Source organism: Salipiger abyssi, assembly GCF_001975705.1.
GTDB classification, from domain to species: domain Bacteria; phylum Pseudomonadota; class Alphaproteobacteria; order Rhodobacterales; family Rhodobacteraceae; genus Salipiger; species Salipiger abyssi.
On the sequence record NZ_CP015093.1, the window covers coordinates 3,143,863 to 3,166,352 of the forward strand.

General features: G+C 67.6%; 22 protein-coding genes and 1 pseudogene. 11 read left to right on the forward strand and 12 right to left on the reverse strand.

Annotation, left to right across the window (positions count from 1 at the left end; translation table 11 throughout):
• Nucleotide 1: 1 nt before the first annotated feature.
• From Ga0080574_RS18840 to Ga0080574_RS18865, 6 genes are all read right to left on the reverse strand, one after another.
• Nucleotides 2-1,213 (reverse strand): acetyl-CoA C-acetyltransferase, encoded by a 1,212-nt coding sequence (locus tag Ga0080574_RS18840; RefSeq protein ID WP_076703240.1) that lies wholly within the window; start codon nt 1,211-1,213, stop codon nt 2-4.
• A gap of 3 nt (nt 1,214-1,216) precedes the next feature.
• Nucleotides 1,217-1,846, reverse strand: a complete 630-nt coding sequence (locus Ga0080574_RS18845; protein ID WP_076703242.1) for a glutathione S-transferase family protein — start codon at nt 1,844-1,846, stop codon at nt 1,217-1,219.
• A gap of 345 nt (nt 1,847-2,191) precedes the next feature.
• Nucleotides 2,192-2,404, reverse strand: a complete 213-nt coding sequence (locus Ga0080574_RS18850) for a hypothetical protein (protein ID WP_076703244.1) — start codon at nt 2,402-2,404, stop codon at nt 2,192-2,194.
• A gap of 49 nt (nt 2,405-2,453) precedes the next feature.
• On the reverse strand, nt 2,454-4,223 hold the full coding sequence (locus Ga0080574_RS18855) for an acyl-CoA dehydrogenase C-terminal domain-containing protein (protein ID WP_076703246.1): 1,770 nt from the start codon (nt 4,221-4,223) through the stop codon (nt 2,454-2,456).
• 32 nt (nt 4,224-4,255) lie between these two features.
• Entirely contained in the window at nt 4,256-4,654 is a 399-nt protein-coding gene (locus Ga0080574_RS18860; RefSeq protein ID WP_076703248.1) for a MerR family transcriptional regulator, read from the reverse strand.
• A 252-nt stretch (nt 4,655-4,906) separates the two neighbouring features.
• Nucleotides 4,907-5,278, reverse strand: coding sequence for a MerR family transcriptional regulator (locus Ga0080574_RS18865; RefSeq protein ID WP_076703250.1), 372 nt, complete (start codon nt 5,276-5,278; stop codon nt 4,907-4,909).
• Nucleotides 5,279-5,417: 139 nt separating this feature from the next.
• On the opposite strand from Ga0080574_RS18865, the gene Ga0080574_RS18870 reads away from it, so the two are divergent.
• The 3 genes and pseudogenes from Ga0080574_RS18870 to Ga0080574_RS18880 all read left to right on the forward strand — a co-directional run bounded on the left by Ga0080574_RS18870 (nt 5,418) and on the right by Ga0080574_RS18880 (nt 7,768).
• Nucleotides 5,418-5,843, forward strand: a complete 426-nt coding sequence (locus tag Ga0080574_RS18870) for a PaaI family thioesterase (protein WP_076703252.1) — start codon at nt 5,418-5,420, stop codon at nt 5,841-5,843.
• Nucleotides 5,840-6,349 carry a PaaI family thioesterase gene (locus Ga0080574_RS18875; protein WP_076703254.1) on the forward strand — a complete coding sequence of 170 codons (510 nt, stop codon included), beginning with the start codon at nt 5,840-5,842 and terminating at the stop codon, nt 6,347-6,349. Before Ga0080574_RS18870 ends, Ga0080574_RS18875 begins: the two co-directional genes overlap by 4 nt.
• 85 nt (nt 6,350-6,434) lie before the next feature.
• Nucleotides 6,435-7,768, forward strand: a pseudogene (locus tag Ga0080574_RS18880) (MATE family efflux transporter).
• Nucleotides 7,769-7,792: 24 nt separating this feature from the next.
• Here Ga0080574_RS18880 and pth read toward each other — a convergent pair.
• A complete protein-coding gene (pth, locus tag Ga0080574_RS18885; RefSeq protein ID WP_076703256.1) occupies nt 7,793-8,485 on the reverse strand; it encodes an aminoacyl-tRNA hydrolase in 693 nt (230 codons plus the stop codon).
• Nucleotides 8,486-8,639: 154 nt separating this feature from the next.
• Entirely contained in the window at nt 8,640-9,260 is a 621-nt protein-coding gene (locus Ga0080574_RS18890; RefSeq protein WP_076703258.1) for a 50S ribosomal protein L25/general stress protein Ctc, read from the reverse strand.
• 160 nt (nt 9,261-9,420) lie between these two features.
• Here Ga0080574_RS18890 and Ga0080574_RS18895 point away from each other — a divergent pair, with 160 nt between their 5' ends.
• Complete coding sequence (locus Ga0080574_RS18895; protein WP_076703260.1) at nt 9,421-10,569, forward strand: MFS transporter; 1,149 nt, start codon at nt 9,421-9,423, stop codon at nt 10,567-10,569.
• 93 nt (nt 10,570-10,662) lie between these two features.
• Here the strand turns inward: Ga0080574_RS18895 and Ga0080574_RS18900 are convergent, their stop codons facing one another.
• Nucleotides 10,663-11,829: an alpha-hydroxy acid oxidase gene (locus Ga0080574_RS18900; protein ID WP_076703262.1), complete on the reverse strand. Its 1,167-nt coding sequence runs from the start codon at nt 11,827-11,829 to the stop codon at nt 10,663-10,665.
• Nucleotides 11,830-11,972: 143 nt separating this feature from the next.
• Between Ga0080574_RS18900 and Ga0080574_RS18905 the strand changes: the two genes are divergently transcribed.
• Both Ga0080574_RS18905 and argC read left to right on the forward strand, forming a co-directional pair.
• Nucleotides 11,973-12,740 carry a ZIP family metal transporter gene (locus tag Ga0080574_RS18905; RefSeq protein WP_076703264.1) on the forward strand — a complete coding sequence of 256 codons (768 nt, stop codon included), beginning with the start codon at nt 11,973-11,975 and terminating at the stop codon, nt 12,738-12,740.
• A 123-nt stretch (nt 12,741-12,863) separates the two neighbouring features.
• Nucleotides 12,864-13,808, forward strand: coding sequence for an N-acetyl-gamma-glutamyl-phosphate reductase (argC, locus tag Ga0080574_RS18910; protein ID WP_076703266.1), 945 nt, complete (start codon nt 12,864-12,866; stop codon nt 13,806-13,808).
• A gap of 108 nt (nt 13,809-13,916) precedes the next feature.
• Here argC and trpA read toward each other — a convergent pair whose 3' ends face one another.
• Complete coding sequence (gene trpA / locus Ga0080574_RS18915) at nt 13,917-14,708, reverse strand: tryptophan synthase subunit alpha (protein WP_076703269.1); 792 nt, start codon at nt 14,706-14,708, stop codon at nt 13,917-13,919.
• A gap of 215 nt (nt 14,709-14,923) precedes the next feature.
• Here trpA and ppk2 point away from each other — a divergent pair, with 215 nt between their 5' ends.
• Nucleotides 14,924-15,883, forward strand: a complete 960-nt coding sequence (ppk2, locus tag Ga0080574_RS18920) for a polyphosphate kinase 2 (RefSeq protein WP_156876402.1) — start codon at nt 14,924-14,926, stop codon at nt 15,881-15,883.
• Nucleotides 15,884-15,904: 21 nt separating this feature from the next.
• Here the strand turns inward: ppk2 and Ga0080574_RS18925 are convergent, their stop codons facing one another.
• Nucleotides 15,905-16,546, reverse strand: coding sequence for a TIGR02453 family protein (locus Ga0080574_RS18925; protein ID WP_076703271.1), 642 nt, complete (start codon nt 16,544-16,546; stop codon nt 15,905-15,907).
• A gap of 111 nt (nt 16,547-16,657) precedes the next feature.
• Between Ga0080574_RS18925 and Ga0080574_RS18930 the strand changes: the two genes are divergently transcribed.
• The 4 genes from Ga0080574_RS18930 (at nt 16,658) to ychF (ending at nt 21,023) form a co-directional block, all read left to right on the forward strand.
• Nucleotides 16,658-17,293 carry a DUF1007 family protein gene (locus Ga0080574_RS18930; protein ID WP_076703273.1) on the forward strand — a complete coding sequence of 212 codons (636 nt, stop codon included), beginning with the start codon at nt 16,658-16,660 and terminating at the stop codon, nt 17,291-17,293.
• Nucleotides 17,275-18,177, forward strand: a complete 903-nt coding sequence (locus tag Ga0080574_RS18935) for a nickel/cobalt transporter (RefSeq protein WP_076703276.1) — start codon at nt 17,275-17,277, stop codon at nt 18,175-18,177. The genes Ga0080574_RS18930 and Ga0080574_RS18935 overlap by 19 nt, the downstream gene beginning before the upstream one ends.
• Nucleotides 18,178-18,509: 332 nt before the next feature.
• Nucleotides 18,510-19,886 (forward strand): MATE family efflux transporter, encoded by a 1,377-nt coding sequence (locus Ga0080574_RS18940; protein ID WP_076703278.1) that lies wholly within the window; start codon nt 18,510-18,512, stop codon nt 19,884-19,886.
• A 39-nt stretch (nt 19,887-19,925) separates the two neighbouring features.
• Entirely contained in the window at nt 19,926-21,023 is a 1,098-nt protein-coding gene (gene ychF / locus Ga0080574_RS18945; RefSeq protein ID WP_076703280.1) for a redox-regulated ATPase YchF, read from the forward strand.
• 31 nt (nt 21,024-21,054) lie between these two features.
• Here the strand turns inward: ychF and Ga0080574_RS18950 are convergent, their stop codons facing one another.
• A complete protein-coding gene (locus Ga0080574_RS18950) occupies nt 21,055-22,428 on the reverse strand; it encodes an FAD-binding oxidoreductase (RefSeq protein ID WP_076703282.1) in 1,374 nt (457 codons plus the stop codon).
• Nucleotides 22,429-22,490: the final 62 nt, after the last annotated feature.

A 22,490-nucleotide genomic window follows, 5' to 3' on the forward strand; every position in this document is an offset into this window, starting at 1 on the left:
ATCACACCCTCTCGATGATCGTGGCCACGCCCATGCCCGAGGCGACGCAGAGCGTGGCGAGCCCGGTGGACTTGCCGCTGCGCTCCAGCTCGTCGAGCAGCGTGCCGAGCAGGATCGCGCCGGTGGCGCCCAGCGGGTGGCCCATGGCGATCGCGCCGCCATTGACGTTGACGCGGCTTTCCTCGACGCCAAAGGCCTGCATGAAGCGCAGCACCACCGCCGAGAATGCCTCGTTCACCTCGAAAAGGTCGATATCGCCGATCTCCATGCCGCTCTCGCGCAGGATCCGCTCGGTCACCGGCACCGGGCCGGTGAGCATGATCGTGGGGTCGGTGCCGATCCGGGCGCTGGCGCGGATGCGGGCGCGCGGGGTCAGGCCGTGCGCCTCGCCAAAGGTCTTGTCGCCGATCAGCAGCGCCGCCGCGCCATCGACAATGCCCGAGCTGTTGCCGGCATGGTGGATATGTGCGATCCGCTCCAGATGCGGGTATTTCATCAGCGCCACCTGATCGAAACCGGGCATCCCCTCGCCCATCTCGCGAAAGGCGGGGGTGAGCGCGCCGAGGCTCTGCATGTCGGTCTCGGGGCGCATATGCTCGTCGCGGTCGAGAATGGTCAGCCCGTTTATATCCGTCACCGGGATCACCGAGCGGGCGAAACGGCCCTCCTCCCAGGCGCGGGCGGCGCGGCGCTGGCTTTCCACCGCCAGCGCATCGGCGTCGTCGCGGGTGATGCCGTATTCGGTGGCGATGATGTCGGCGGCGATGCCCTGCGGCACGAAATAGCTCTGCATGGCGAGGCTCGGATCGACGGCGATGGCGGCGCCGTCGCTGCCCATGGCGACACGGCCCATCATCTCGACCCCGCCGGCAATATAGCCATGCCCGGCGCCGCCGCGGATCTGGCTGGCGGCAAGGTTCACCGCCTCCAGCCCCGAGGCGCAGAAACGGTTGATGCTGAGCCCGGGAATGCGCTCGTCGAGCTCCGAGGCCAGCACGGCGGAGCGCGCCAGACAGCCGCCCTGTTCGCCGACCTGCGTGGCGTTGCCCCAGATCACGTCCTCGACCGCATGGCCGTCGAGCCCGTTGCGCGCGGCGATGGCGTTGAGGGTCAGCGCCGAGAGCCGCAGCGCGGTCACCTCGTGCAGCGCGCCGTCCTTGCGGCCCCGGCCACGCGGGGTGCGGAGCGCGTCGTAGATATAGACATCGCTCATCGCTCAGCTCCGGGCGCGCGGCATCAGGTCATAGGGGTGTTTCCAGCCGGGCAGCGCCTGGATATGGCCCAGCCAGCGGTCGATCTCGGGCCAGTCCTCGCGGGCAAAGCCAAAGGGTTCGGGATAGAAGAGATAGCCGCAGCAGCAGAAATCCGCGTTGGTCGGGCCGTCGCCCACGATCCAGTCGCGCCCTTCCAGATGCGCGTTCAGCACCTCGTAGGCGGCTTTCAGGCGACCCTGCGAGAAGGCGATGATCTCGGCGGAGCGTTTTTCCTCGGGCAGAAAGTTCATCAGAAAGCGCGTCATGCCGGCCTGGCTCGAAAGCTTGTGATTGTCCCAGAACATCCAGCGCATGACCTCGCGCGCCTCCTCTGGCGTGGCGCCGTCGAAAAGGCCGGTCTTTTCGCTGATATACATCTGGATCACCCCGGACTGGGTGAGTTTCACCTCGCCATCCACCAGCACCGGGGCCTCGCCCATCTCGTTGATCTGGCCGCGGTAATCCGGGCTGCGGGTCTCGCCGTTGAAGAAATCCACCTTCACCGGCTGCCAGTCGAGCCCGGAAAGCTCCAGCGGCAGCGCGGCCTTGTAGGCATTGCCGGATTCTCCGAAGCAGTAGAGCTTGATCGTCATGTGTTAATCTCCCGGCGTTGCGTGGGTGGCACCGGAGCGGTGCGTATTTTGAAAGAGAAGAAGCGCAGGGCGCGGCGTCGATGGTAACGTTGCGTTAATCCTCATCTGCTTGCATGGGAGCGCGGTACAGGCTGGCGAGCCGATGACCGCAAGAGGAGACGCGCCGCCGCCCCGCCTGCGGTCCGCCTGGCGGTCGGGCCGGGGGGCGGCGTGACATCGGGAAGAGCCGGCCGATTGCCGCCCGCGCTGCCGTTCAGGGCTCGATACGCGGCCAGCTCTTCTTCTCTTTGCAAATACGCCCATTGCGGCCTCTCCTCCCGTGCGGCGGCTGTGGTCTGCACGCGCTCAGCGCTTGCGCGCCTCCAGCTCGGCATTGAACAGCCGCAGCCGGTGCGAGAGCAGCTCGCTGTCGGTGACGCTGTCGAAATGCTCGAAAAGAAAGGACAGCGCCTCGCCCTCGTCGAGCCCGGCCTCGGCGGAGAATTTTTTCAGCCCGCGATAGCCGTCCTCGGTCATCGCGACGGGAAAGCGGCGGGTCAGGCGGAAGCGTTTCGGCATGTTTTACGTGTCTCCTCCGTAGGGTGGGCAATTCTGTCCACCGTCCGCCTCAGAACGCCTCTTCGTCAAGCGCCATAACCGGCGCGGCGCCGGTTTCGATCCGCGCCAGATGCAGCCGGGTCGCGGGCAGCAGGCGGGCCATGTAGAAGCGGCCCGTCGCGATCTTGGCGGCGCAAAAGGCCGCATCCTCCGCGCTGACGGCGGCGGCCCGCGCCATGCGCGCCCACATCAGCCCGAGGCAGACATGGCCGAAAAGATGCAGCAGATCGCCGGCGCCGGAAAGCGCATCCAGCGGCGCGGTGCTGCCGGCCGTCTGCATATAGCGCAGCGCGGCGCCGAGATCCTCCAACGCCGCCGCCAGCGGGGTCAGGAAACCGGCGTCGAAATCGCTGTCCTGGCCCTGGTGCTCTGCGATGAAACCCGTCACCAGTGCGAGGAAGGCCATCACCGCCTTTCCGCCATCGGCGCCCAGCTTGCGGCCCACCAGATCCAGCGCCTGGATGCCGTTGGTGCCCTCGTAGATCATGGTGATGCGCGCGTCGCGCACGATCTGCTCGAGCCCGGTATCGCGCACATAGCCGGCGCCGCCCGGCACCTGCTGCGCCAGCACCGTGGTCTCGACCCCCTTGTCGGTGAGAAACGCCTTGATCACCGGGGTGAGCAGCGAGATCAGCGCCTCGGCCTCGCGATCCTCCGCCCGGCGCGCGCGGTCGATCAGCGCGGCGCCCCAGAAGACCAGCGCGCGCCCGCCCTCGACCATCGCCTTCTGCTCCATCAGCATCCGCCGCACATCCGCATGCACGAGGATCGGATCGGCGGGGCCCTCGGGGTTGCGGGCGCCGGTCAGTGCGCGGCCCTGAAGCCGGTCGCGGGCGAACTCCCGCGCCATCTGATAGGCCCGCGCGCCCTGGGCATACCCCTGAAGCCCGACCGAGAGCCGCGCCTCGTTCATCATGGTGAACATGGCGCGCAGCCCTGCATGCGGTGCGCCCAGCATCTCGCCCACCGCGCCGTCATACTGCATGACGCAGGTGGCGTTGCCGTGGATGCCCATCTTCTGCTCCAGCCCGGCGCAGCTCACCGTATTGCGCGCGCCCGGCTCGCCGTCGGGGCCGGGGAGGTATTTCGGCACGACGAAGAGCGAGATCCCCCGGACCCCCTCGGGCGCGTCGGGAAGCCGGGCGAGGACCAGATGCACGATATTCTCGGTCAGATCGTGCTCGCCGGCCGAGATCCAGATCTTCTGTCCGGTGATCCGGTAGCTGCCGTCCGGCTGCGGCTCCGCCCGGGTGCGGATCAGCCCCAGATCGGTGCCGCATTGCGGCTCGGTCAGGTTCATGGTGCCGGACCAGCGACCGGCGACCATCTTCGGCAGGTAGAGCGCCTTCTGCGCGGCGCTGCCATGGGCGTGGATGGCGTTATAGGCGCCATGGGTCAGCCCCTGATACATGTAAAAGGCCATATTGGCCGCCGAGAAGATCTCGCTCGCGGCCGTCGAGATCAGATGCGGCAGCCCCTGTCCGCCATAGGCGGGATCGCAGTCGAGCGCCGTCCAGCCGCCATCGCGCAGCGCGTCGAAGGCGGCCGGGAAGCCCTCGGGCGTGCGCACGGTGGCGTTCTCGAAGCGGCATCCCTGTGCGTCGCCCGTGCGGTTCAGCGGGGCAAGAACGGTTTCGGCCAGCTTTGCGGCTTCGGTCAGGATCGCGGCGGTGGTGTCGCGGTCCAGCTCTTCGTTTCCGGGGATCCCGTGCCGGTCGGCGCCAAGAACGTCGTGCAAGACGAACATCATGTCCCTGACGGGGGCGGTGTAGCTCGGCATGGGGCTCCTTCCTCGGTCCCGGCCGGCTGCGCTCAGCCGGCCTTTCTGTGTTGCAGCTGCTGAAGCATCTTTTCGCCCCAGACCATCTGCTCCTGCAACTCCGCGATGGCGGCGTTGAGATCGTCGCGCTGACGGATCATATCGGCCAGGCGCTGCTGTGCCACCTCATAGGTGCGCGCGATCTGCGTCTGCTGCTGGTCGCCCATGTCGTAGAGGTCGAGCAGCTGGCGGATCTCTTCGAGGCTGAAACCGAAGCGCTTGCCGCGCAGGATCAGCTTGAGGCGGGCGCGGTCGCGTCGGGTAAAGAGGCGTTTCTGGCCTTCGCGGATCGGGAACAGCAGCTCTTTCTGCTCGTAGAAGCGCAGGGTCCGAGGGGTCACCTCGAACTGGTCGCACATTTCCCGGATCGTCATTTTCTGGTCTTCGCTCATCGGTGGTTCAGCCCTCACGTTGCGTTAAGATGGAGGGTGAGGTGCGCTTTCCGAAGGGCTCTGACAATGGGAAATGTCATTTACCCGAGGTGGACGCTACGTCACCTTTGAATTGACGTAACTTCCTTTCACGTCACGTCGAGGGAAAAGATATATTCTTTCTTGCGGATGTGAGTTTGCGCAATGCTGAGCGGGCCGATTTCGACGATTTAGCCAAAGCGCTTCGGATTGTGGGGAGGAAGGCGAATCAAATCAGTTTCCGAGCGCCTTTGCGGTTTCGTCCCGAAGCGCTTTGAGTTCGCTTATCGCCTCGTCGAGCTGGCTGCGCTGCTCGGCCAGCTCGGTGAGCTGGCGGTCGGCGATCTCAACCCAGGCGCGCATCTGTGCTTCGGTGCCGTCCTGGTCGCGGATCTCCAGCCACTGACGGATATCTTCGAGTTGCAGGCCGAATTTCCGGCCGCGCAGGATGAGCGTCATGCGGGCCACTTCGCGCGGCCCGTAATAGCGCGCGCGGCCTTCGCGTGCCGGAGAGAGCAGCTCGATATACTCGTAATAGCGCAGGGTGCGCGGGGTGACGCCGAATTTCTCGCACATCGCCTTGAAGTTGAGGCGGGTCTCGCTCATGCGTTCCTCTCCTTGCTGTCGGGCGGAAGGTAGAGCGGCGCGCGGGGCGGAGCAATACACGCCACTGCAAGGGCGGTCCTGCTCTTGCAGTGAGGCGTGTGGCCACGCATAAAGGCGCGGTCACGCAGGGAGACGCGCAATGAGCGCCGACAAGACCGGCATCGCCCGGGAGTTCATGGACAGTATACCGCAGGCGCGGGCGCTGCGGCTGGAATTGCTCGAGGTGACCGACGGGGCGGCGGTCCTCCGCTTGCCATACGATCCCGAGATCGTCGGCGACCCGGAGACCGGGGTGATCCATGGCGGCGCGGTGTCGACGCTGATGGACAGCTGCTGCGGCACCGCTGTGATCGCGCATCCGGGCAACCCGGGCGCCACCGCGACGATCAGCCTGCGTATCGATTACCTGCGCGCGGCAGCGCCGGGGCAGGCAGTCACCGCGCGGGCCGAGTGCTTCCATGTGACGCGCTCGGTGGCTTTCGTGCGCGCCACCGCCCATGACGACGAAACCGGCTGCCCGGTGGCAATGGCCACCGGCACCTTCACGGTGGAGGCCAGGCAATGAGCCGCGCGCGTCCCGAACCGATGCAGGTGGTCAAGCAGCGCCGCGACGCGGCGCTGCTCGCGCTGGCCGGCCGGGTGCCCTATATCCGGTTCCTCAATATCAGCTTCGACCGGCGCGGCGACGAGCTCACCGGCGTGCTGAATTTCGACGAAAAACTGATCGGCAACCCGCATCTGCCGGCGCTGCATGGCGGCGTGACGGCGGCGTTTCTCGAGGTGACCTCGATCATCACGCTGAGCTGGTCGGTGCTGTGGGAAGATGTCGAGACCGGCGCGCTGACGCTCGATGCGCTGGAGGCGGGCAAGCTGCCGCGCATGCCCAAGACCATCGACTTCACTGTGGATTACCTGCGCTCGGGCCTGCCGCGCGACGCCTATGCGCGCGCCCATGTGACCCGTTCGGGCCGGCGCTACGCCAGCGTGCGCGCCGAGACCTGGCAGGACAATCACGCCCGTCCCATCGCCCAGGCGCATGCGCATTTCATGATGCCGCGCAGCGAGGTCTGAGCGGCGCCAGCCCCTTCATCTTTCGACAAATACTCCCCGGCCGGAGGCCGGATCCCGCCGGTTCAGAAACAAAGCGCTCTCCGCCATGTCCCAGACCGCATCGCAGATTTCGCATGGCCGCGTGCTGAAGATCGCGCTGCCGATCCTGCTCTCCAATGTCACCATCCCGATCCTCGGCGCGGTGGATACCGGCGTCGTGGGCCAGATCCCGCAGCCCGAGCCCATCGCCGCCGTGGGGATCGGGGCCATCGTGCTGACGGCGATCTACTGGGTCTTCGGCTTCCTGCGCATGGGCACCGTCGGGCTTGCCGCGCAGGCCGCCGGGATGGGCGATCGTGCCGAGGTCTCGGCGCTGCTCACCCGGGCGTTGGCCATCGGGCTGGCAGGCGGTCTGGCGCTCATCGCGCTGCAATGGGCGATCTTCGCGGTGGCCTTCGCGGTCTCGCCGGCCTCCGCCGAGGTCGAGGCGCTGGCACGCGGCTATATGCGGATCCGCATCTGGTCGGCGCCGGCGGCCATCGCGATCTATGGCGTCACCGGCTGGCTCATCGCGCAGGAGCGCACCCGCGGGGTCTTTGTGCTCCAGCTCTGGATGAACGCGATCAACGTGGCGCTCGATCTGCTTTTCGTGCTGGGGCTCGGCTGGGCGTCGAGGGCGTGGCGCTGGCCACCTTCCTCGCCGAGTGGTCGGGGTTCGCCATGGGGCTCTGGCTCTGCCGCGCGGCGCTGCGCGATCCGGCGGCGCGCGCCTGGGCGCGGGTCTTCGACCGGGCGCGGCTGCGGCGCATGGCGGTGGTCAATGGCGATATCCTGATCCGCTCGCTGCTGCTCGAGTCGATCTTCGTCTCCTTCATGCTGATCGGCGGTCGCTTTGGCGATGTGACGCTGGCGGCCAATCAGGTGCTGTTCCAGTTCCTGATGATCACCGGCTACGCGCTGGACGGCTTCGCCTTTGCCGCCGAGGCGCTGGTGGGGCGGGCCTTTGGCGCCGGCCAGCTGGCGGAGCTGCGGCGCGGCGCGCTGCTCACCAGCCTCTGGGCGGGGCTGGTGGCGGCGGTGATGGCGCTGGCCTTTTGGCTGGGCGGGCCCGCAATCGTCGATCTCATGGCGACCGATGAGGGCGTGCGGGCCGAGGCGCGGGTCTATCTGCCATGGATGGTGCTGACGCCGCTCACTCAGCTGGCGCTGGTGATGTTCGACGGCATCTTCATCGGTGCCACCCGCTCGCGCGACATGCGCAATATGATGATCCTGGCGGCGGCATTCTATTACGCGGTGCTGGCGCTGCTGATCGGTCCGCTGGGCAATCACGGGCTGTGGCTGGCAATGCAGGTATCGTTTCTGGCGCGCGGCCTTACCCTGGCGCTGCGCTACCCGGCGCTGGAGCGCGCGATCGGCACCGGCATGCCGAGCGCCTGACGCCTGCCGGCGCTCTGCTGCCGTTCAGCGGAACCTGTCGGCGAGCTTTTGCAGGGCCGAGCGCGTATCGGGCTCGGGCTCCGGTGCCGGCGCGTCAGCCGGGGCAGGGCGCGCGGATTTCTCCGGCGTCGCGGATGTCGACGAGCGCGCCGGCGCCACGCGCCGCGCCACTGCGTTCTGAAAGCCGTTCTGATCGCCGCCCGCCAGCGCCGGGGCGCCGTCCGAGAGCCCGCGCAGCAGATCGTCGAGCCACTCCGCATCCGCCTTGGCGAAATCGTGCAGCACATAGGGCGCCACCAGATCCTTGCGCCCGGGATGCCCGATGCCCAGCCGCACCCGCCGATAGGCCTCGCCGATATGCTGGTGGATCGAGCGCAGCCCGTTATGGCCCGCGTGCCCGCCGCCCAGCTTCACCCGGCATTTGCCCGGCGCCAGATCCAGCTCGTCATGGAACACGGTCACATCGCCCGGCTCCAGCTTGAAAAAGCGCATCGCCTCGCCCACTGCCTGGCCGGAGAGATTCATGAAGGTGCCGGGCTTCAGCAGCAGCACCTTGTCGGAGCCCAGCCGCCCCTCGCTCACCTCGCCCTGAAAGCGCGCGCGCCAGGGGCCGAAACCGTGATCTTCCGCGATCCGGTCCACGGCCATGAAACCGATATTGTGGCGGTTGCCGGCATATTTGCCGCCGGGATTGCCCAGGCCCACGAAAATCTGCACCGCGTTTCTCCGAGTTGCGCCGTCCTGTGCCCTAGATAGGGCGGGGAGGCGCGGTTTCACAACCCGTCCCGCGCCGCCTGCCGTCCTGCAAATGCAAAACGGCCCCGCCAGAGCTGGCAGGGCCGTCCGTCTTTCGGTGAACAGGTGCGGAGGATTATTCCTCGGCGGCCTCTTCTTCATCCTCTTCGGCGTCGCCGGCGCGCAGGCCGCGCGGGGCCGAGATATTGGCGATGACGAAATCGCGGTCGATGGTCGGCTTGGCGCCTTTCGGCAGTTCCACATCCGAGATGTGGATCACGTCGCCGATATCCTTGCCCGCAAGATCCACGGTGATGTGGTCGGGGATGTCGCCGGCCAGCACGTTCAGCTCGACTTCCTGACGCACGATGGTCAGCACGCCGCCCTTCTTGATGCCGGGCGCGGTGTCCGCGTTGAGGAAATCGACGTGGATGAAGAGGTTGATCCGGCTGGTGCGACGCAGGCGCATCAGGTCGAAATGCGTCGGCAGGTCCTTGACCACGTCGCGCTGCACGTCACGGCAGATCACCCGCACGTCCTCGTGGCCATCGACCTTGAGGTTGAAGAGCGTCGACTTGAAGCGGCCTGCCTTCAGGCGCTTGAGCAGCTCGTTGAACGGAACCTGGATCGGCAGGGGCTCACCCTCGCCGCCAAAAACGATCCCCGGAACCATGCCGTCGCGGCGGGCCTGACGAGCGGCGCCCTTGCCTGTCCCCGTCCGTTCCAGGGCTACGAGATCAGGAATCTCACCAGCCATCTTGATATCTCCATAAATAAGGGCAGGGTGCCTCCAAGGCTGTCACCCCGCGTAAGAGCCGCTCCGATAGACCGGATCGCGCAAAGTCTCAACCTTTTTTTGCCACCCGGCCGGATCAATCGCTCTGGACCCTCCCGCGCGGGCATGGCACCCGGGCGGCATGGGTTTGAAACGCGATCTCCTGGCCAGCCGCGCGCCGGCGGCGGCCTTTGCGGCGATGGGGCTGTACTGGGGCGGTTTCGCCGCGCTGGTGCCGGATCTGAAGCCGCAGGCGCGGATGTCGGACGAGGCGTTCGGTCTCGCCATGCTGATCGCGGCGGTCGGCGCGGTGATGGCGATGTGGCTGGCGCCGCTGGCCGAGCGCCGGCTGGGCCGGCGCGCGCTGCCGGTGCTGATGCTGCTGATGATCGCGACCTTCCTGCTGCCGGGGGTCTCCTACGACTGGCTGGGCTTCACCGTCGCCATGACGCTTGCGGCAGGGGCGGTGGGCGTGCTCGATGTGGTGATGAACGCGCAGGTCTCGGCCATCGAGCAGAGCCACGGGCGCTCGCTGATGAATCTCAATCACGGGATTTATTCGCTGGTCTATGCGGCCTCGGCGGTGGGCACCGGTCTGGCGCGCGAGGCCGGTGCTGGCCCGCTCACGGTCTTCTCCTGCCTTGCGGCGATTGCCCTGGGGCTGACGGTCGTCTCCTTCCGCGCGCCGCTGCTGACGCCGGGCGACAGCCCCGATGCGGGTGGCCGCGCGCCACGCTGGGCGCTGATCCTGCCGGGCGGTGTCGTGATCCTCATCGGCTTTCTCGCCGAGCAGGCGACGGAGGGCTGGTCGGCGCTGTATCTGGAGCGCAATCTCGGCGCGGGCGCTGCCGCCGGCTCCATCGGCCCGGCGCTGCTGGGGCTGACCATGGGGGCGGGGCGGCTCTTTGCGCAATCGCTGGCGCAGCGCTTTTCCGAACCCTCGGTGATCCGCGCCGGTGCCGCCATTGCCGCGCTCGGCGCCGCCCTTGCCGCCTTCGCACCGGCGCTCTGGCTGGCCTATGCGGGCTTTGCCATCCTGGGGCTCGGCGGTTCGGTGATCGTGCCCATGGCCTTCGCCTTCGTCGGTGCGCGCGTCGCCGCCGACCGGCGCGCCCAGGCGATCTCGCGGCTCTCGGTGATCGGCTATGCCGGCTTCTTCCTCGGCCCGCCGATGATGGGCGGGCTGTCCGGGCAGTTCGGCCTGAACGCCGCCTTCGCCGCGGTGGCGCTGATCCTCGCGCTGATCCCGCTGGCGCTGGTGCCGCTCATGCGCCGCACCCTGAGGCCCTGACCCGGCCTGCGTGTTTCCATTGGCCTGAAATATCCCGGGGGAGGCGCCGCGCAGGCGGCGGCGGGGCAGCGCCCCCGTGCCCCTCTGGCGATATCACTCTTCCCATTCGCCGGAGAATCCTTTCGGAATCATGAGGATGTCGCGATCGACCCCGGTGATATCCGTGCGCCCGCAAAGCGCCATGGAGGTGTCGAGCTCCTTGTGGATCACCCGCAGCGCCTCCGAGACGCCGGCCTCGCCCATGGCGCCCAGCCCGTAGATATAGGCGCGCCCGGCCCAGCAGCCCTTGGCGCCCATCGCCACCGCCTTGAGCACGTCCTGCCCGGAGCGGATGCCGCTGTCGAGATGCACCTCGATCCTGTCGCCCACCGCGTCGAGGATCGGCGCCAGCGCCCGGATCGAGCTCAGCGCCCCGTCGAGCTGCCGCCCGCCATGGTTGCTGACCACGATGGCATCCGCACCCACGTTGCAGGCCTCCAGCGCGTCGCGCGGGTCCATGATGCCCTTGATGATCAGCGGGCCGTCCCACATCTTGCGGAACTGCCGGATCCGGTCCCAGTCGAGCGCCTGATCGAAGCTCTCGGCGGTCCAAGTGGTCAGGCTGGAGGCATCGGTCACGCCCTTTGCGTGACCCACGATATTGCCGAAGAAACGCCGCTTGGTTTGCAGCATCTCCAGCCCCCAGGGGATCTTGGTCATCATGTTTGCCACGGATTTCGGCGTCAGCTTGGGCGGCGCCGAGAGCCCGTTCCTGATGTCCTTGTGGCGCTGGCCGAGGAGCTGAAGATCCACCGTGATCACCGCCGCCGAGCATTTGGCATCCTTCGCGCGGTCGAAGAGCCGCTGCATGTAATCGTCGTCCTTGAGCGTATAGACCTGCATCCAGAACGGCTTGCTGGTGTGCTCCGCCACGTCCTCGATGGAACAGATCGACATGGTGGAGAGGCAGAAGGGCACGCCGAATTTTTCCGCCGCGCGGGCGGCGAGGATTTCGCCATCGGCATGCTGCATGCCGGTGAGCCCCACCGGCGCCAGCGCCAGCGGCATCGCCGCGTCCTGGCCGATCATCTGGGTTTTCGTACTGCGCTCGGTCATGTCGATGGCGACGCGCTGGCGCAGATAGATCTCGTCGAAATCCGAGACGTTCTCGCGGAAGGTCTGCTCGCTCCAGCTTCCGGATTCGCAATAATCGTAGAACATCTTCGGCACGCGCCGCCGGTAGAGGCGTTTGAGATCCTCGATTTCCGTGATCACGGGCATGGCGCGGTCCTTTTCTGGATGAGCGGTCAGGTTTTGTTACCAATTGCGACGATCTCGCGCAATCGCCGTGGCTGGACATTCCCGGCCTTGCGGGCGCAACTGGCGCGGCGACACGGATTTTCAAAGCGGTTCGGAGGCAAGCGATGATCCTGATGGGGTTTCTGGCCAGTCTCGGTGCGGGGCTGATGACGGCGGTGGGCGCGCTGGCGGTGCTGTTCGGACGCGAGATCTCGCGGCGCACCAATGACATGATGCTGGGGTTTGCGGCGGGGGTGATGATCTCGGCCTCGTTCTTCTCGCTGATCCTGCCGGGGATCGAGCGCGGCGAGGTCTATTACGGCTCGACCCTGGCGGCGGCGCTGGCGGCGGGGTTGGGCATCGCGCTCGGGGCGCTGGTGGTGTCGCAGATCAACCGGTGGGTGCCGCATGAGCATTTTGTGACCGGCCCCGAGGGCGCCGATCCGGGCGCGCTGTCGAAGCTCTGGCTGTTCATCCTGGCGATTACCATCCACAATTTTCCCGAAGGCATGGCCGTGGGAATCGGCTTTGGTGGCGGCGATGTCACCAACGGCATGTCGCTGGCGACGGGGATTGGCTTGCAGAACGCGCCGGAGGGGCTGGCAGTGGCGGTGGCGCTGCGCGGGCAGGGCTACGGGCGGATTCGCAGCGTCTGGATCGCCACGCTGACCGGGCTCGTGGAGCCTGTGGGCGGGCTCATCGGCGTCGCGGGTGTGACCGTCTCGGTCTATGTGCTGCCGGTGGGGCTGAGCTTTGCCGCGGGCGCGATGCTCTATATCATCAGCCACGAGATCATTCCCGAAACGCATCGCTACGGTCACCAGAACCGCGCCACCACCGGGCTGATTGCCGGGCTCATCCTGATGATGCTGCTCGACGTGACGCTGGGCTGAGGCGAGGAGAGGCCGCAAGGGCTCGACGAGCTGCGGCGCTCCTCCGCCCTTGCGGGCGTCCTCGCCGTTTCCTTTGCGGCGGCGCTCTGTTATATGCCCGACCCGTAACAAAGGAGTCGGGCCATGGCCTATAAGGTGTTCATCGACGGCGAAGCCGGAACCACGGGATTGCAGATCCGCGAGCGTCTCGACGCGCGCGCGGATATCGCGCTGGTAAAGGTCGCCCCGGAACGCCGAAAGGATCCGGGTGCGCGCTCCGAGGCGCTGGCCGAGGCCGATGTCGCCATTCTCTGCCTGCCCGACGACGCGGCGCGCGAGACGGTGGCGCTGGCCGAGCCGCATGGCACGCGGATCATCGATGCCTCCACCGCCCATCGCGTGGCCGAGGGCTGGGTTTTCGGCTTTGCCGAGATGGCCAAGGGTCAGCGCGAGGCGATTGCGTCGGCGCGGCATGTCTCGAACCCCGGCTGCTGGTCGACCTGCGCCATCGCGCTGATCCGGCCGCTGGTCGAGGCGGGGCTGATCGCCCCCGGCGCGGCGCCGGCGATTTCCGGCGTCTCGGGCTATACCGGCGGCGGCAAGTCGATGATCGCCGAGTTCGAGAGCGGCGAGATGCAGGGCGGCTTTCTCTACGGCGTGAGCCAGGCGCATAAGCACCTGCCCGAGATCGCCAAACACGGGCTGCTGGACGCGGCGCCGGTCTTTGTGCCGTCGGTCGGGGATTACGCCCAGGGCATGGCGGTGGCGGTGCAGTTGCCGGGGCTGGGCGCCGAGGGCTTTACGGCGGCGGAGGCGGCGCTGCGCGCGGCTTATGCCGGCGAGCGCTTCGTCTCGGTGGTGGACCCGTCGGTGCACGAGCCGCGGGTGATGCCGCAGCGGCTCAACGGCACCAACCGGCTGGAGCTGTCGGTTCATGGCAATGCGCAGACCGGCGCGGTGGTGCTGGTGGCGGTGCTCGACAATCTCGGCAAGGGCGCCTCGGGCGCGGCGGTGCAAAACCTCAATATCATGCTGGGCGTCGATGAGGGCGCCGGGCTCGAGGGCGGTGCCGCGGCGGCGGCCGAATAGGCACGCAGACGTCGCGAGACAAACAAACGGCGCGCCCGGTCGGACCGGCGCGCCGTTTTGCGTATTTGCAAAGAGAAGAAGACAGGGGCGCGGCGCCCCTGCCGGATGTCAGGCGCGATGGGCGCCGTCGGCCAGGGATTTCACGAAGGCCAGCACCTCGGAGGCGGGTTTGCCCTCGGCCTGCGCCGCGACGATGGCCGAGCCCACGACGCAGCCATCGGCGACGCTTGCGATGCTCTCGGCGCTTTCCGGCGTGCGGATGCCGAAGCCCACAATCACCGGCAGATCGGTCTTCTCCTTGATCCGCGCGACCTCGGGGCCGACATCGGCGGCCTCGGCGGCGGCGGCGCCGGTGATGCCGGTGATCGAGACGTAATAGACGAAGCCGGAGGTGTTTTGCAGCACCTTGGGCAGGCGCTTGTCGTCGGTGGTGGGGGTGGCGAGGCGGATGAAATTCATCCCCGCCGCCTGCGCCGGGATGCAGAGCTCGTCATCCTCCTCGGGCGGCAGGTCGACCACGATCAGCCCGTCGATGCCGGCGGCTTTCGCATCGGCGAGGAAGGTCTCGACGCCGCGATTGTAGATCGGGTTGTAATAGCCCATCAGCACGATCGGCGTCGTGTCATCACCCTCGCGGAAGGCGCGCACCATCTCCAGCGTGCGGTCCAGCGTCTGGCCCGCCTCGAGCGCGCGCTGCCCGGCGAGCTGGATCGTCGGGCCGTCGGCCATCGGATCGGTGAAGGGCTGGCCGAGCTCGATCACATCGACCCCGGCGGCGGGCAGACCTTTGACCAGCTCCAGCGAGTTGTCGTAGTCGGGATCGCCCGCCATGACATAGGCGACAAAGGCCTTCTTCCCTTCGGCTTTCAGCGTGGCGAATTTGGCGTCGATGCGAGTCATCTCTGTCCTTCCCTGACAATCGCAGCCGGTCTGCCGGAACGGAGGGGGAAAATCAATGCTTCGCGCGCGTCGCGCGGCCCGGAGCGCGCAGGCGGTGGCGCGGAAGCGGTCACCGGGCCGCAACGCGGCGGCGCTGAGGCGCGATTTCTTGACACCCGTCAAGGCGCTGCGGTCTGCTCTTTGATAGGCTGGTTCAGGATCAGCCAGGAAAGGACGTGCATGACCGAAACGCCGACGCCCCCCGCAGAGACCGAGACCGCCGCCAACGTTTCCACGCCCAACGGGCCGCCGGCGCGCCGCGCGCGCGCCGGCATGCGCCGACGCCCGACGAGATCCGCCGCGCCTTCGAGACCGGGGAGTACCCCTACGACACCAAGCTGTCGCGCCGCAGCTACGAGCGGCAGAAGGCGCAGCTTCAGGCGGAGCTGCTGAAGGCGCAGCTCTGGATTCAGGAGACCGGGCAGAAATTCGTGCTGCTCTTCGAGGGGCGCGACGCCGCCGGCAAGGGCGGCACCATCAAGCGTTTTACCGAGCATCTCAACCCGCGCCATGCCCGCGTGGTGGCCCTGAACAAGCCCAGCGACGTGGAAAAGGGGCAGTGGTATTTCCAGCGCTATATCGAGCATCTGCCGACGGCGGGGGAGATCGTGCTCTATGACCGGTCGTGGTACAATCGCGCCGGGGTCGAGCGGGTCATGGGGTTTTGCGAGCCCAACGATTACCTGGAATTCATGCGCCAGACGCCCGATCTCGAACGGATGTTCGTGCGCTCGGGGGTTCGGCTCTACAAATACTGGTTCTCGGTTACCCAGGACGAGCAGAAGCGCCGCTTCAAGAGTCGCGAGACCGATCCGCTGAAACAGTGGAAGCTGTCGCCCATCGACAAGGCCAGCCTTGACCGCTGGGACGATTACACCGAGGCCAAGGAGGCGATGTTCTTTTATACCGACACCGCCGATGCGCCCTGGGTGGTGGTGAAATCCAACGACAAGAAGCGCGCGCGGCTCGATTGCATGCGGCATTTCCTGTCGACGCTGGACTACCCCGGCAAGGACCGCAAGATCGCCACGCCGCCCGATCCGCTGATCGTCGGCGGGGCCGGCCATGTGATCCACCGCTCCGACCATATCCTCGGCACCGCGCTGCATCCGAGCGCGCGGCACGTCTCGGGCTGATCGCGCGGCCCGGCGGGCGGCTCAGAGATGCTCGCTCAGCCAGTCCTGGAGCGGTGCAAGCCGCCCGAAGGCGTCAACAAGCCCGGTGGCGGGATCCGGGGCCAGCGTGTCGAAGAGATCGTCGAGCCAGATCACGCAGCCCGTCCGGCGCAGCAACGCGGCTTGCGGGTGATCCTCCGGGAAGGGAGGCGGCACCTGCTCGCGCTCCGGCGGGTCGAGCCGCCCGTCGATGCGCTCCAGACGCGCGGCGAGCTCGGCGCCGGCGGGGCCGGTCACGGCGGCGCGCCAGCGCGCGGTCTGTTCGGCATCAAAGCCCATTATCCCGGCGCCGGCAGTGGCGTAGTCCGGCGACAGGCCGAAATACCAGCCGCGCCCGTCCGGCGCCGACCAGGCGGCGTGAAGATGGGGATGAAACGGCGTCTTGTCCTCGGAGAAGCGGACGTCGCGGTGTGGCCGGAACAGTTTGCTGCGCACCGGCATGCCGGCGGTCTGCTCCAGGGCGGGGGTGACGGCGTTCAGCAGGCGTTCCGCCGGGCGCCTCACCTCTGCATCGTAGCGTGCCTTTTGGGTGCGGAACCAGCCACGGTCATTGTTTTGCGCCAGATCGTGCAGGAAATCCCGGGCACGGTGCGCGAAATCGCTCAGGTCACTCCGCGCGCTCATCGCACCTCTCCACTACGACTCGTATAAACACCCGATGACGGTAGCACGATCCCGCCAAGCTTGTCCGGGCGCATTCTTGTAAAGCGCTGCGCGGGCGGCTAGGTCCGTCCTATGATCCGCTGGCTTGCCTGCTTTCTTATCCTCTTGCCCGCCGCGCAAGCGCAGGCGCATCCGCATGTTTTTGTCGATACCGCCCTGCGGGTCGAGATCGACGAGGCGGGCCGGGCGACGGGGATCGAGGTGAGCTGGTCCTATGACGATTTCTTCACGCTGCTGATCTTCGAGGATATGGGGCTCGACCCCGATGGCGACGCGGAGCTGACCGAGGCGGAGCTGGCGGCGCTTCAGGGCTTCGATCTGGACAATTGGCCCGAGGATTTCGAAGGCGATCTCTATGTCTATGCGGGCGAGGAAAAGCTGGCGCTGGGCACGCCGGAGCCGCGCGGCGTGCGGGTCGAGAACGGGCGGATCGTCTCGGCGCATTACCGCCCGCTGCCCGAGCCGCCCGCCGCCGACGGGCTGCGGATCCTGCAATACGATCCCACTTACTACGTGGCCTATGAGGTGACGCGCGGCGTGGAGCTGCCCGCGCCCTGCCGGGCCGAGGTGACAAAGCCCGATCTCGATGCCGCCGCCGAGGCGATGAAACAGGAGCTTGCGACAGTGCCCGAGGATGCGTTCGAGGTGATGGAGGTGGGCGATCTCTATGCCGACCGGGTGACGATCTCATGCGATCCCTCCTCCTGATCGCGGCGGCGGTGGTCGTCGCGCTGGCGGTCTGGCTCTGGGGCTTCGGCGGGGCCGGCTGGCTCGCGCGGGTCGCGGCGGAGGGCCAGCGCGAGGCGCAGGTCGCCATGGCGGGCGGGCTGAGGGCGCTGCGCGCCGGCGAGGGCGGGGCGCTCTGGGGGCTGCTGGGCCTCTGCTTTGCCTACGGGTTCTTTCACGCGGCGGGGCCGGGACATGGCAAGCTGCTGATCGGCGGCTATGGCGTCGGGCGCCGCGTGCCGCTCCTGCGCCTCTCGGCACTGGCGCTGGTGTCGAGCCTGGCGCAGGCCGCGGCGGCGGTGGCGCTGGTCTATGCCGGGGTCTGGGCGCTGGGCTGGGGCCGCGCGCAGATGACCGATGCCGCCGAGGACTGGTTCGCGCCGGCGAGCTATGCGGCCATCGGGCTCATTGGTCTGTGGCTGCTGCTGCGCGGGCTGCGGCGGCTCTGGGCCGGCGCGGGGCAGGCTCACCATGAGCATACTCACGCGCATGGCGAGGTCTGCGCGAGCTGCGGCCATGCGCATGGGCCGAGTCTGGAGCAGGCGGAACAGGTGCACTCGCTGCGCGATGCGCTGCTGCTGATCGGGGCGATTGCCATCCGGCCCTGCACCGGCGCGCTGTTCCTGCTGATCCTGACCTGGCGCATGGGGATCGACTATGCGGGCATTCTGGGTGCCTTTGCCATGGGGCTGGGGACGGCCTCGGTCACCGTGGCGGTGGCGCTGGCCTCGGTCACCCTGCGCGAAGGCGCGCTGTCGCGGCTTGCGGCGGGGGCCGGTGCGCCGCGCGTGATGGGGGGGATCGAGGCGCTGGCCGGCGCGGTGATCGCGGTTCTGGCGATGCAGTTCGTGTTGCGGGCGATCTGAAAGACCTGCGTTTTTCCGCGCGTTTAAGTGTCCGCGCCTTTCACACACTGCAAAACGATGTGTTGCCGGCACGCCTTTGGCGTGACGGGCTGCCGCTTTGGTGACGCAGGCGCAGAGCTGCGAAGCCCTTCGGATTTGGCAGCGACAAAAGAAGGGAGCCAGAGGGGGCGATGGCAGCCCACGGGCCGCCGCCGGGTCCGGCTTGCGTCGCGCTGGAGACAAAGTCCGCTCTCGGCAGGACACCGCCGCCCAAAGCCCACATTCAGGGACGCAACGGCACCCTGCGCGCCCGCCCCTTGCCGCAGCCTGTTGCGATCTCTAAAGCCGCTAACATGACCCGTCAGCAACCTTATACCGCCCATGCCAGGGCCATTCTGCTGCTCGGCCTGCCGCTGATCGGCGGGCAGATCGCGCAGATGCTCATCAGCCTCACCGATACGGTGATGATGGGCTGGTACGGTGTGCCCGAACTGGCGGCGCTGACGCTGGCCAACACGCTCTTCATGACGCTGTTTCTGGTGGGCTCCTGCTTTGCCTGGGCGGTGATGCCCATGGTCGCCTCCTTCGCCGCCTCCGGCGACGAGCGCCAGATCCGCCGCGTCACCCGCATGGGGCTGTGGCTGTCGCTGGCGGTCTTCGCGATCTGCCTGCCGGCGCTGTGGTTCTCGGCGCCGCTGCTACGGATGCTGGGGCAGGAGGCGCAGGTTGCGCAGGACGCGCAGGGCTATCTGCGCATCGCCGGCTGGGGGCTGGCCTTCGCGCTCGGCGTCATGGTGCTCAAGAGCTATCTCGCCGCGCTCGAACATACCCGCGTGGTGTTCTGGATCACCGTCATCGCGGCGGTGGCCAATGCCATCGCCAATTACGCGCTGATCTTCGGCAACTGGGGCGCGCCCGAGCTGGGGATTCGCGGCGGTGCCATCGCCTCGCTGGTCTCGCACGGTATCTCTCTGGTGGGGGTGGTGATCTATGCGCGGGTGAAGCTGCCGCAATACCCGCTCTGGCAGCGCTTCTGGCGCTCCGATACCGAGATGCTGCGTGAGGTTTTCGCGCTCGGCTGGCCCATCGGGCTCACGACGCTGGCCGAGGTCGGGCTGTTTGCCGCCTCGGCGCTGCTGATCGGGCTGCTCGGCACCGCGCCGCTGGCGGCGCATGGCATCGCGCTGCAAATCTCGGCGATCACTTTCATGGTGCATCTCGGCCTCGCCAATGTCGCCACCGTGCGCGCCGGGCAGGCGCGCGGACGCGGCGACAGCGCCTTTCTGGAGCGCGATGCCCATACGGTCTTTGCGCTCTCGGTGGTGGCGGTGGTGGTGACTGTGGTGGTCTTTCTGACATTGCCCGAGCTGCTGGTCGGCGTCTTCCTCTCGCCCAGCGATCCCGACCGCGACACCATCCTCGCCATCGGCGTGGCGCTCTTGATGGTGGCGGCGCTGTTCCAGCTTGTGGATGCGTTGCAGGTGGTGACGCTGGGCCTGCTGCGCGGGTTGCAGGACACCCGCGTGCCCATGGTCTTTGCCGGCTTTGCCTATTGGGGGCTCGGCCTGCCCGCCGCCTGGGGGCTGGGCATCGTGGCCGGGCTCGGCGCGGTCGGCGTGTGGTTCGGGCTGGTCACCGGGCTCGGTGCTGCCGCCGTGCTGCTGCTCTATCGGTTCTGGGGCCGCGCGGTGCCCGCGCTTAGGCTTGCACGCGGCGCGGCGCGCGACTAGACACGCCGCGTCCGTCCGCCGCTTACAGGGAGCATTAGCATGGGATTTCGCATGGGGATCGTGGGTCTGCCCAACGTGGGCAAGTCGACCCTGTTCAACGCGCTGACCAAGACCGCCGCGGCGCAGGCGGCGAACTTCCCGTTCTGCACCATCGAGCCCAATGTGGGCGAGGTGGCGGTGCCCGACGCGCGGCTCGACAAGCTGGCCGAGATCGCCAAGTCGCAGAGCATCATCCCCACGCGCATGACCTTTGTGGATATCGCGGGTCTGGTGAAGGGCGCCTCCAAGGGCGAGGGGCTCGGCAACCAGTTCCTCGCGAATATCCGCGAGACCGACGCCATCGCCCATGTGCTGCGCTGTTTCCAGGACGATGACGTCACCCATGTGGACGGTCGCGTCGATCCGGTGAGCGATGCCGAGACCATCGAGACCGAACTGATCATCGCCGATATGGAATCGCTGGAAAAGCGGCTCCAGAACATCACCCGCAAGGTGCGCGGCGGCGACAAGGAGGCGGTCCAGCAGGAACGGCTGATGAAAGCCGCGCTGGCGATGCTGGAAGAGGGCAAGCCGGCGCGTCTGGTCGAGGTTGATGCCGAGGACATGAAGCAGTGGAAGATGCTGCAACTGCTGAGCTCCAAGCCGGTGCTCTATGTCTGCAATGTCGACGAGGACGAGGCCGCCACCGGCAATGCGCTTTCCGCCAAGGTGGCCGAGATGGCCGCCGCGCAGGGCAATGCGCATGTGGTGATCTCCGCCAAGATCGAGGAGGAAATCAGCCAGCTCGACGCCGAGGAGGCCGAGATGTTCCTCTCCGAGCTGGGGCTGGAAGAGGCCGGGCTCGACCGGCTGATCCGCGCCGGCTACGAGCTGCTGCACCTTGAGACCTATTTCACCGTCGGCCCCAAGGAGGCGCGCGCCTGGACGATCCGCACCGGCACCCAGGCGCCGCAGGCGGCGGGTGTGATCCATGGCGATTTCGAAAAGGGCTTCATCCGCGCCGAGACCATCGCATTCGACGATTTCGTCGCCTGGGGCGGCGAGCAGGGCGCCAAGGAAGCCGGCAAGATGCGCGCCGAGGGCAAGACCTACACGGTCAAGGACGGCGACGTCCTGCATTTCCTCTTCAACACCTGAGCCCGCGACGGGGCGAGGATCAGGCCGCCCGCTAGGGTGCGGGCGGCAGCATTTTCCCCGGGTTCAGAATGCCTTGCGGATCGAAGCTCATCTTGATCCGCCGCATCCAGTCGAGCGCCGGGCCATGCTCGGCCTGCATGTATTTCTGCTTGCCCAGCCCGATGCCGTGCTCGCCGGTCACCGTGCCGCCCAGCCGCAACGCCGCCTCGGCCAGCGCGCCGGAAAACGCCAGAACCTGCGCCACCTGATCGGCATCCTTCGGATCGAAACGCAGCCCGCAATGGAAATTGCCGTCACCCACATGGCCGACGATGGTGCAGATCAGCCCGCGCGTGCTGGCCTCCTGCCGGGCCAGCGCCACCGCCTCGGCCAGCCGCGAGATCGGCACGCAGACATCGGTGGAATAGGTGCGCTTGCCGGCGCCGGGATCGAGCGCGCCGATGGCCGGCAGCGCGCCGTGGCGCAGCGCCCAGAGCGCGCTGCGCGCCTCGGTGGTGGCCGCCTCCTGCCAGCCGCCGGCGCCCGCGTCGTCCGCCAGCTCGCGAAACCCCGCCACCTGCTCGGCCAGCGCCGCCGGTCCGCCGTGGAATTCCAGGAACAGATGCGGGCGCTCGGGCAGGCCGGTGCCCGCATGCAGGTTGAAGCCGCGCACCATCATCTCGTCCACCAGCTCGATCCGCGCCATCGGAATGCCGCTCTGGATCGTCGCGATGACGCAATCCACCGCCGCCGCGACCGTGTCGAAATGACAGGTCGCCGCCGCCACCGCCTCGGGCTGGCCATGCAGCTTCAGCGTCAGCTCGGTGATCAGCCCCAGCGTGCCCTCGGAGCCCACCAGAAGATGCGTGAGGTCATAACCGGCAGAGGATTTTCGCGCCGCGCTGCCGGTGCGGATGATGCTGCCATTGGCCATGACCGCCTCCAGCGCAAGCACGTTCTCGCGCATGGTGCCGTAGCGCACGGCGGTGGTGCCGCTGGCCCGCGTCGCCGCCATGCCGCCGAGGCTGGCATCGGCGCCGGGATCGACCGGAAAGAACAGCCCCGTGGCCCGCAGCGCGTCATTGAGCTCTTTGCGCGTCACGCCGGGCTGCACGGTGACGTTCATGTCCTCGGGGTGGATCGCCAGAATCCGGTTCATCCGCGAGAAATCGAGGCTGACCCCGCCCGTTACCGCCAGATGCTGCCCCTCCAGTGACGTGCCGGTGCCGAACGCGGTCACCGGAATGCCACCCGCCGCACAGGCGCGCAGGATCTGCGCCACCTCCTCGGCGGTTTCGGGATAGGCCACCGCATCTGGCAGCGCCTCGTCGTAATGCGCTTCGTTTCCGGCATGTTGCCGGCGCGCGGCGAGGCCGGTGGCAAAGCGTGCGCCGAGCAGGTGGTCGAGGGTGTCAAAGGCGGTCATGGGATCTCCGGGGCGCCGGGAAGGCGCTTGCAATCGGTATATCAGCCGGGGAAGGTGAGGCA

Coding starts and splice junctions, on each gene's coding strand:
- trpA (WP_076703269.1), bottom strand. CDS start 14,708: ATGACTCGCATCGACGCCAAATTCGCCACGCTGAAAGCCGAAGGGAAG.
- ychF (WP_076703280.1), top strand. CDS start 19,926: ATGGGATTTCGCATGGGGATCGTGGGTCTGCCCAACGTGGGCAAGTCG.
- Ga0080574_RS18905 (WP_076703264.1), top strand. CDS start 11,973: ATGATCCTGATGGGGTTTCTGGCCAGTCTCGGTGCGGGGCTGATGACG.
- Ga0080574_RS18890 (WP_076703258.1), bottom strand. CDS start 9,260: ATGGCTGGTGAGATTCCTGATCTCGTAGCCCTGGAACGGACGGGGACA.
- Ga0080574_RS18860 (WP_076703248.1), bottom strand. CDS start 4,654: ATGAGCGAAGACCAGAAAATGACGATCCGGGAAATGTGCGACCAGTTC.
- Ga0080574_RS18875 (WP_076703254.1), top strand. CDS start 5,840: ATGAGCCGCGCGCGTCCCGAACCGATGCAGGTGGTCAAGCAGCGCCGC.
- Ga0080574_RS18865 (WP_076703250.1), bottom strand. CDS start 5,278: ATGAGCGAGACCCGCCTCAACTTCAAGGCGATGTGCGAGAAATTCGGC.
- Ga0080574_RS18950 (WP_076703282.1), bottom strand. CDS start 22,428: ATGACCGCCTTTGACACCCTCGACCACCTGCTCGGCGCACGCTTTGCC.
- Ga0080574_RS18855 (WP_076703246.1), bottom strand. CDS start 4,223: ATGCCGAGCTACACCGCCCCCGTCAGGGACATGATGTTCGTCTTGCAC.
- Ga0080574_RS18850 (WP_076703244.1), bottom strand. CDS start 2,404: ATGCCGAAACGCTTCCGCCTGACCCGCCGCTTTCCCGTCGCGATGACC.
- Ga0080574_RS18930 (WP_076703273.1), top strand. CDS start 16,658: ATGATCCGCTGGCTTGCCTGCTTTCTTATCCTCTTGCCCGCCGCGCAA.
- Ga0080574_RS18845 (WP_076703242.1), bottom strand. CDS start 1,846: ATGACGATCAAGCTCTACTGCTTCGGAGAATCCGGCAATGCCTACAAG.
- Ga0080574_RS18895 (WP_076703260.1), top strand. CDS start 9,421: ATGGGTTTGAAACGCGATCTCCTGGCCAGCCGCGCGCCGGCGGCGGCC.
- Ga0080574_RS18935 (WP_076703276.1), top strand. CDS start 17,275: ATGCGATCCCTCCTCCTGATCGCGGCGGCGGTGGTCGTCGCGCTGGCG.
- Ga0080574_RS18940 (WP_076703278.1), top strand. CDS start 18,510: ATGACCCGTCAGCAACCTTATACCGCCCATGCCAGGGCCATTCTGCTG.
- Ga0080574_RS18925 (WP_076703271.1), bottom strand. CDS start 16,546: ATGAGCGCGCGGAGTGACCTGAGCGATTTCGCGCACCGTGCCCGGGAT.
- Ga0080574_RS18870 (WP_076703252.1), top strand. CDS start 5,418: ATGAGCGCCGACAAGACCGGCATCGCCCGGGAGTTCATGGACAGTATA.
- Ga0080574_RS18900 (WP_076703262.1), bottom strand. CDS start 11,829: ATGCCCGTGATCACGGAAATCGAGGATCTCAAACGCCTCTACCGGCGG.
- Ga0080574_RS18840 (WP_076703240.1), bottom strand. CDS start 1,213: ATGAGCGATGTCTATATCTACGACGCGCTCCGCACCCCGCGTGGCCGG.
- argC (WP_076703266.1), top strand. CDS start 12,864: ATGGCCTATAAGGTGTTCATCGACGGCGAAGCCGGAACCACGGGATTG.